Source organism: Variovorax sp. 01T439_2, from assembly GCF_056398445.1.
Genome location: NZ_JBFTPJ010000146.1, coordinates 1 through 8,408, shown reverse-complemented (window position 1 = coordinate 8,408; position 8,408 = coordinate 1). Strand labels below are relative to the sequence as shown.

Genomic DNA, 8,408 nt, shown 5'->3' with positions numbered 1-8,408 from the left:
CGACGAGGGGCTGCTCGTTTCCGCCATGGGGCGACCGCAAAACCGGGCGCTTTATGAATCGCCCGACGCGGCGGCACTGGCTGCGAGCTACGCCTTCGGGATTGCTCGCAACCATCCATTCACCGACGGCAACAAAAGAACGGCTTTCGTCGCCATGGAAGTTTTTCTGGACCTCAATGGGTTTGAGCTTCGCGCGACCGACCACGATTGCGTGCTGACCACACTCAAGCTCGCCGCCGGCCAGCTCGAGGAAGAGGCGCTTGCGGAGTGGATCCGCGCTCATCTCGCGCCTCGGAGCAGCTGACATTCAGAACAGAAAATACCGCTGCGTCAGCGGCAGCTGCACCGCCGGATCGCAGGTCAGCAGATGCCCGTCGGCGCGCACCGCATAGGTCTGCGCATCGATCTCCATCTTCGGCGTGTAGCCGTTGTGGACCAGGTCCTTCTTGCGCACATTGCGGATGTTCTTCACCGCGCTGAGGTGCTTTGCCAGGCCGTAGCGTTCCTTGATGCCCGCGGCCAGTCCGGCCTGCGAGACGAAGGTCAGCGAGCTCCTGGCCAGCGAGCCGCCGTAGCTGCCGAACATCGGGCGGTAGTGCACCGGCTGCGGCGTGGGGATCGACGCGTTGGGGTCGCCCATGGCAGCCATGGCGATGGTGCCGCCCTTGATGAGCGTGAAGGGCTTCACGCCGAAGAAGGCGGGTTTCCAGATCACGATGTCGGCCCACTTGCCGACCTCGATCGAGCCCACCTCGTGCGCAATGCCGTGCGAGATGGCGGGGTTGATCGTGTACTTGGCCACGTAGCGCCTGGCGCGGAAGTTGTCGTTGCGCTCGCTGTCCTCGGGAAGCTTGCCGCGCTGCAGCTTCATCTTGTGCGCCGTCTGCCAGCAGCGCAGCACCACTTCGCCCACGCGGCCCATGGCCTGGCTGTCGGAGCTGAACATGCTGATCGCGCCCAGGTCGTGCAGCACGTCCTCGGCGGCGATGGTTTCCTTGCGGATGCGCGACTCGGCAAAGGCCAGGTCCTCGGCAATGCCGGCGTCCAGGTGGTGGCACACCATGAGCATGTCGACGTGCTCGTCGAGCGTGTTCATGGTGTAGGGCATGGTGGGGTTGGTGGAGGAGGGCAGGAAGTTCTCCTCGCCCACCACGCGCAGGATGTCGGGCGCATGGCCGCCGCCCGCGCCTTCGGTGTGGAAGGCGCAGATTGAGCGGCCGCCCACGGCCGCGATGGTGTTCTCGACGAAGCCCGACTCGTTGAGCGTGTCGCTGTGGATCGCCACCTGCGTGTCGGTGGCGTCGGCCACGTCCAGGCAGTTGCTGATGGCCGAAGGCGTGGTGCCCCAGTCCTCATGCAGCTTCAGGCCCATGACGCCGGCTTCGATCTGCTCGTGCAGCGCATCCGGAAGGCTCGCATTGCCCTTGCCGAGGAAGCCCAGGTTCATCGGGAACGCATCGGCCGCCTGCAGCATGCGTTCGATGTGCCAGGGGCCGGGCGTGGCGGTGGTCGCGAAGGTGCCGGTGGCGGGGCCGGTGCCGCCGCCCAGCATGGTGGTGATGCCGGAGGCGAGCGCCTCCTCGATCTGCTGCGGGCAGATGAAGTGGATGTGGCTGTCGATGCCGCCGGCCGTGACGATGTTGCCCTCGCAGCTGATGATCTCGGTGCCCGGTCCGATGACGATGTCCACGCCCGGCTGCACGTCGGGGTTGCCGGCCTTGCCGATGGCGGCGATGCGCCCGTCCTTCAGGCCGATGTCGGCCTTCACGATGCCCCAGTGGTCGAGGATCAGCGCGTTGGTCAGCACGGTGTCGACGGCGCCACCGGCCGTCGGGCCGCTGCTTTTGCCGTCGCGAGTGCGCTGCGACTGCGCCATGCCGTCGCGGATGGTCTTGCCGCCACCGAACTTCACCTCTTCGCCGTAGCCGCCGGCGCGCAGCGTGTAGTCGGCCTCGACCTCGATCAGCAGGTCGGTGTCGGCGAGCCGCACGCGGTCGCCCACGGTGGGGCCGAAGATCTCGGCGTACGCACGCCGTCCAATCGTTGCCATGGCTTAGAGCTTTCCTTGGATGAGGCCGCGAAAGCCGTAGACGATGCGATCGCCCGAAAAATCGACGAGCTCGACGGTGCGTTGCTGGCCCGGCTCGAAGCGCACCGCGGCGCCCGAGGCGATGTTCAGCCGCATGCCGCGCGCAGCCGCGCGGTCGAAGCCGAGCGCGCCGTTGGTCTCGGCAAAGTGATAGTGCGAGCCGACCTGGATCGGCCGGTCGGCGGTGTTCTGCACCACCAGCGTGAGCGTGCGGCGGCCCGGGTTGAGCGTGTGCTCGCCGTCGTCGGTGAAGAGTTCGCCAGGGATCATGGCCGGCCTCAGATGGCCTGGGCCAACAGCGTTGCGCCCAGGCCGAGCACAGCGGCGCCGGCCACGCGGGGCAGCCAGGCGTTGGCGCGGCGCAGCGCCCAGCCGATCGCGATGCCAGCGGCGTGCAGCAGCACTGTGGCGCCGACCATGCCGGCGAGCGTGAGGGCCGCACCGTCTTCGCTGGCCAGCTCGTAGCCATGCGCCACGCCGTGGAAGACGGCGAACGCGCCCACCAGCGCCGCGGCCGCTGCGGCCGGCAGATGGATGCGCGTGGCGACCAGCAGGCCCAGCACCAGCAGCGAAACCGCGATCATCGGCTCGACCGCCGGCAGCTGCACGCCCGCCAAGCCCATCAGCGCGCCCACGAGCAGCATGCCCGCGAAGGCCAGCGGCGCCCACAGCAGATCGGGCCAGGCGCGGCGGGCGGCCAGCGCGCTCCAGAGGCCGACCGCGACCATCGCCGCCAGATGGTCGGCGCCGGTCAGCGGGTGCAAAAAGCCGGTGGCAAAGCCGTGGTGCACGCCGCCATCGGCACCGGTGTGGGCGCTGGCCGCGAGCGGCAGCAGCATGGCAATGAGGGCAAGCGTCTTGGAAGCGTTGTGGCGCATGGCAGGCTTTCTTGTTCCGGAGGGGAGAGTCAGACGATGGGTTGGTGGACGGTGACCAGCTTGGTACCGTCGGGAAAGGTGGCCTCCACCTGGATGTCCGGGATCATCTCGGCGATGCCGTCCATCACGTCGGCGCGGGTGAGCACGCTGCGGCCCTCGCTCATCAGCGCCGCGACGCTCTTGCCGTCGCGCGCGCCTTCCATCACGGCGGCGGAGATCAGCGCGACGGCTTCGGGGTAGTTGAGCTTCAGCCCGCGCGCCTTGCGGCGTTCGGCCAGCAGTGCTGCGGTGAAGATCAGCAGCTTGTCTTTTTCGCGCGGGGTCAGTTCCATGGGGGGCGGCTTCGGGTGGCGGGGGAGGTCGGCCATTATTGGGCAGGCTTCGTCTTTGCAACAGTCGTGCCGGTGTTCGCCAAAAGACGTATGGATGGCACGAAAGATGCACCGAAACGGTGTGAACCCGGATGCCGCCACCCCCAGCCCCGACGACGCGCCCCAGCGCATCGTCAAGGTGCGGCGCGACTACAACAGCTGGGTGGCGAGCGAGACGCTCGAGGACTACGCGCTGCGCTACACGCCGCAGCGCTTTCGCAAGTGGTCCGAATGGCGCGTGGCCAACACGGCCTTCGGCGCGGCCTCGTTCCTGGTGCTGGAGGCCGTGGGCGCGACGCTGCTGGTGCAGTACGGCTTCGCCAACGCGTTCTGGGCCATCGTGGCGACGGGACTCATCATCTTCCTGGCGGGCCTGCCGATCAGCGTGTATGCCGCGCGCTACGGCGTCGACATGGACCTGCTCACGCGCGGCGCGGGCTTCGGCTACATCGGCTCSACGCTCACSTCGCTGATCTACGCCTCGTTCACCTTCATCTTCTTCGCGCTCGAGGCGGCGGTGATGGCCTATGCGCTCGAACTSGCGCTSGGCGTGCCGCCSGTGTGGGGCTACCTGGTGTGCGCGCTGGTGGTGATTCCGCTGGTGACGCACGGTGTCTCGGCCATCAGCCGCCTGCAGCTGTGGACCCAGCCGCTCTGGCTGGTGATGCTGGTGGTGCCCTTCGTCTTCGTGCTGGTGCGCGATCCTGGTGCGTTCGCGGGCATCGTGCACTACAACGGTGTGAAGGCCGGCGCCAAGGGCTTCGACCTGCACCTGTTTGGCGCGGCGCTGACCGTTGGCATCGCCTTGATCACCCAGATGGGGGAGCAGGCCGACTACCTGCGCTTCATGCCCGCGCGCACCGCCGCGGGCGCCCGGCGCTGGTGGGCCGGCGTSCTGGYCGGSGGGCCGGGCTGGGTGGTGCTSGGGGTGSTSAAGATGCTSGGCGGYGCGCTGYTGGCMTAYCTSGCSATCASSCACATGGTGCCGGCCGAGCGCGCGGTCGATCCCAACCAGATGTACCTCGCGGCCTACGAGTACGTGTTTCCGAACTACGGCTGGGYGGTGGCCGCGACCGCGCTGTTCGTGGTGATCTCGCAGCTCAAGATCAACGTGACCAACGCCTACGCCGGTTCGCTGGCCTGGAGCAATTTCTTCTCGCGCGTGGCGCACAGCCATCCGGGGCGCGTGGTGTGGGTGGTGTTCAACGCGCTCATCGCCTTCATGCTGATGGAGATGAACGTGTTCGAGGCACTGGGCGACGTGCTCGGCCTGTTCGCCAACATCGCCATCGCCTGGATGATGGCGGTGGTGGCCGACCTGGTCATCAACAAGCCGCTGGGCCTGTCGCCGCCGGGCATCGAGTTCAAGCGGGCGCACCTGTGGGACATCAACCCGGTGGGCGTCGGCGCGATGGCGCTGGCTTCGGTGCTGTCGATCACCGCGCACCTGGGCGTGTTCGGGCCGCTCGCGCAGGCTTTTTCGGCGCTCATTGCGCTGGGCACGGCGCTGGTGGTGTCGCCGCTGCTGGCCTGGGCCACGGGCGGCAAGTACTACCTGGCGCGGGGCTCGGCCGGCCAGGGCGCGGTTGCCTTCGCCCCGGCCGCGGGTCCGCGCGCGGTGCGATGGGCGCGGGTCGAGCATGCCGTGGACGAGGGCGGCGCAGAGGGCAGCTACCAGCGCCTCAAGGTGCAGCACTGCGTGATCTGCGAGCGCGAGTACGAAGGCCCCGACATGGCCCACTGCCCGGCCTACCAGGGCGCGATCTGCTCGCTGTGCTGCACGCTCGACGCGCGCTGCGGCGACCTGTGCAAGCCGCATGCGAGCCTGTCGGCGCAATGGTCGTCGGTGCTGCGCTGGCTGCTGCCGCGCTTCAGCTGGCGCTATCTCGACACCGGCCTCGGGCACTTCCTGCTGCTGATGCTGATCATCGTGCCGGTGCTGGCCGTGGTGTTCGGCGTGCTCTACCAGCAGGAGCTGCGCGCATTGGGCGAGAGCGCGCTGCAGCTGGCCTCGCAGTCAGAGCTGGCCGAGGCGCTGGCGGGCGTGCAGCAGTCGGCACTGCGCTCGGGCTTTCTCAAGGCCTACATGGCGCTGCTCGTGATTGCGGGCGTGGTGGCCTGGTGGCTGGTGCTGGCGCACCAGAGCCGCAAGGTCGCGCAGGAGGAATCGAACCGCCAGACCCATCTGCTGATGCGCGAGATCGAACTGCACCGCGCGACCGACCGCGCCTTGCAGTCGGCCAAGCAGACGGCGGAGGAAGCGCGCGAAGTCGCCGAGCAGGCCAAGCTCGCGGCCGACGAGGCGCGCCGCGCCGCCGACCAGGCCAACCAGGCCAAGAGCCGCTACATCAGCGCCATCAGCCACGAGCTGCGCACGCCGCTCAACAGCATCCTGGGCTACGCGCAGCTGATGGGCGAGGATCAGTCCGTGCCGCCGCACCGCCAGCAGGCCGTTGCGGTGATCAAGCGCGGCGGCGAACACCTGCTGTCGCTCATCGAGGGCACGCTGGCCATTGCCCACATCGAGGCCGGCAAGCTCACGCTGCATGCCAGGCCCATGCGCTTTGCCGACACGCTGCGCGAGCTGGCCGACATGTTCGAGCTGCAGGCGGCCGAGAAGGGCTTGCGGTTCCGCTTCGAGACCACGGGCAGCTTGCCCGAGGTGGTGCGCGCCGACGAGAAGCGCGTGTGCCAGATCCTCATCAACCTGCTGGGCAATGCCATCAAGTTCACGGCCGCGGGCGAGGTGAGGCTGCGGCTGTCGTATGCGCGCGAATTCGCCTCGGTCGAGATCGAGGACACCGGCCCCGGCATGACGGCCGAGGACATCGAGCGCATCTTCGAGCCCTTCACGCGCGGCGATGCGGCCGCGGCTGCGACGCCCGGCGCGGGGCTGGGCCTCACCATCGCCAAGATGCTGACCGACCTGATGGGCGGCGAGATGAAGGTGCGCAGCACGCCCGGCGAAGGCTCGCTCTTCTGCGTGCGGCTCTTCCTGCCGCGCGTGCACGACGCGGCCGGCGCCTCGGGCCGCCCGGCGCCGGTGCAGCCTGCGCGGCGCGGCTACGAAGGCCCGCGCCAGCGGCTGCTGGTGGTCGACAACGAGGAGGCCGACCGCGAGCTGCTCGGCCATGTGCTGGCGCCGCTCGGCTTCGAGCTGCGCAGCGCCGCCAGCGGGCACGATGCGCTCGACCTCATTGCGGCCGGCTACCGGCCCGACGCGATGTTCGTCGACCTTGCCATGCCCGGCATCGATGGCTGGGAGACCATCCGCCGCGCGCGCAGGCTCGGCCTGGCCGATGCCAGCGTGGCCATCGTCTCGGCCAATGCCTTCGACAAGGGCCTGGAGAACGACGTGGGCATTGCACCGGAAGATTTCTTCGTCAAGCCGGTGCGCCACACCGAACTGCTCGACTGGCTCGAGCGCCGCCTCGGCCTGCGATGGACCGACACCGCCGCGACGCCGGTGCCCGCCGCCGCGCCGCGCACCATGCGGGCGCCGTCGCTTTCGAGGCTGCGCGCACTCGACGAGGCGGTGAGCCTGGGCTACTTTCGCGGCATCATGAACCAGCTCGACGAGATCGACGCCGAAGAGCCCGAATGCCTGGCCTGGACCGAGGCGCAGCGCGTCCTGGCGCGCCAGTTCCAGTTCGAGGCCATGAGCCGGGCGCTGGCGGCCGCCGTCGGCGCGGACTGAAGAACACGTTCCATGGAAACCACACCGCTTGCCAGAACGCTGCGCGAACAGGGCGCCAACAGCGACCTCGTGCTGATCGTCGACGACGTGCCCGACAACCTCGCGGTGCTGCACGATGCGCTCGACGAGTCGGGCTACACCGTGCTCATTGCCACCAATGGCGAGCAGGCGCTGCAGCGCGCCGCGCAGGCGCGCCCCGACATCGTGCTGCTCGACGCGATGATGCCGGGCATCGACGGCTTCGAAGTGGCGCGCCGGCTCAAGGCCGACGCCGCGACGGCGCACATTCCCATCGTCTTCATGACCGGCCTCACCGAGACCGAGCACCTGGTGGCCGCGCTCGAGGCCGGCGGCGTCGACTACGTCACCAAGCCGATCAAGCCCAAGGAAGTGCTGGCCCGCATGAACGTGCACCTGCAGGGCGCCCGCCGCGCGCGGCAGGACGCGCGCCAGGCCGGCCAGGCGCGCAATGCGCTCGACGCCTTCGGCTACGCGAGCATCACGGTGCGCCTGCCCGAAGGCAAGCTGATCTGGCAGACGGCGCTCGCGCGCGAGCTGCTGCAGCGCTACTGCGACACCCGCGCGCCCGAGACGCCGCCCGTGGTGCTCGAATGGCTGCGGCGCCATGCGCCCGAGGCCAGGCAGCAGGGCATCGAGCCGCCGGCGCTTTCGATCGTGCGGCCGAGCGTGGGGGCCACGCCGAGCGCCGCCGGACAGCCCCAGGTGCCGAGCGTGGGGGCCACGCCAACCACGAGCAGCCTCAGCCTGCGGCTGCATCGGCAGACCGGGCAGGACGACGATGGCGACGAATGGATGATCGTCATGCGCGAGATTTCCGACACTGCCGTGATCGAGGCCATGAGCCTGAGCCTGAAGCTCACGGCGCGCGAGGCCGAGGTGCTCTACTGGGTGGTCAAGGGCAAGACCAACAAGGACATCGGCGAGATCCTGGGCAGCAGCCCCGCCACGGCCAAGAAGCACCTGGAGCGGGTGTACGTGAAGCTCGGCGTCGAGACCCGCACGGCCGCCGCGGGCGTGGCCATCAAGCGCATCCGCGAGCTGCAGCCGCAGTTCGAGATCTGAGAATCCGCCTTGCGGGCGCCGCGCCGCCGCGGTGACTTTGGCCATCCCTAGAATGCCGGGACTTCGGGATGACGGGCGATGAAAAAGAACAGACGCAGAACAACAACGAGTCGACGACTTCGGCCGCAACCCGCCTGGCTGCCGGCGGCTGCCTGCCTGCTGGCCGGCGCGGCTGCCCAGGCCGCGGGCCATTTCGACGTGGACGATGCAGGCATGCTCGATCCGGGCCAGTGCCAGTACGAAGCCTGGTGGGGCCGCACCGGCACCGAGCCGATGAACGGGCTGCACAT

7 protein-coding genes and 1 pseudogene are annotated in these 8,408 nt (G+C 69.0%); 4 read left to right on the top strand and 4 right to left on the bottom strand.

Going from position 1 to position 8,408, the window contains the following annotated elements; genetic code table 11:
• Positions 1-304: type II toxin-antitoxin system death-on-curing family toxin (locus AC1DOC_RS09580; RefSeq protein ID WP_478129718.1), on the top strand; the 304-nt coding region annotated here is incomplete at its 5' end.
• Between the two features lie 3 nt (positions 305-307).
• Here AC1DOC_RS09580 and ureC read toward each other — a convergent pair.
• The 4 genes from ureC to AC1DOC_RS09560 are packed head-to-tail and all read right to left on the bottom strand — an operon-like array spanning position 308 to position 3,299.
• Positions 308-2,050, bottom strand: a complete 1,743-nt coding sequence (ureC, locus tag AC1DOC_RS09575; RefSeq protein WP_478080300.1) for an urease subunit alpha — start codon at positions 2,048-2,050, stop codon at positions 308-310.
• Positions 2,051-2,053: 3 nt separating this feature from the next.
• Positions 2,054-2,359, bottom strand: a complete 306-nt coding sequence (locus tag AC1DOC_RS09570) for an urease subunit beta (RefSeq protein WP_018906794.1) — start codon at positions 2,357-2,359, stop codon at positions 2,054-2,056.
• An 8-nt stretch (positions 2,360-2,367) separates the two neighbouring features.
• Complete coding sequence (locus AC1DOC_RS09565) at positions 2,368-2,967, bottom strand: HupE/UreJ family protein (RefSeq protein WP_478080299.1); 600 nt, start codon at positions 2,965-2,967, stop codon at positions 2,368-2,370.
• Between the two features lie 29 nt (positions 2,968-2,996).
• Positions 2,997-3,299: an urease subunit gamma gene (locus tag AC1DOC_RS09560; protein WP_018906796.1), complete on the bottom strand. Its 303-nt coding sequence runs from the start codon at positions 3,297-3,299 to the stop codon at positions 2,997-2,999.
• A 106-nt stretch (positions 3,300-3,405) separates the two neighbouring features.
• On the opposite strand from AC1DOC_RS09560, the gene AC1DOC_RS09555 reads away from it, so the two are divergent.
• The 3 genes and pseudogenes from AC1DOC_RS09555 to AC1DOC_RS09545 form a co-directional block, all read left to right on the top strand.
• Positions 3,406-7,035: a hybrid sensor histidine kinase/response regulator gene (locus AC1DOC_RS09555; RefSeq protein WP_478129717.1), complete on the top strand. Its 3,630-nt coding sequence runs from the start codon at positions 3,406-3,408 to the stop codon at positions 7,033-7,035.
• Positions 7,036-7,047: 12 nt separating this feature from the next.
• Positions 7,048-8,118 carry a response regulator transcription factor gene (locus tag AC1DOC_RS09550; protein ID WP_278877173.1) on the top strand — a complete coding sequence of 357 codons (1,071 nt, stop codon included), beginning with the start codon at positions 7,048-7,050 and terminating at the stop codon, positions 8,116-8,118.
• Between the two features lie 78 nt (positions 8,119-8,196).
• A pseudogene (locus tag AC1DOC_RS09545) lies at positions 8,197-8,408 on the top strand (hypothetical protein); the annotation flags it as partial.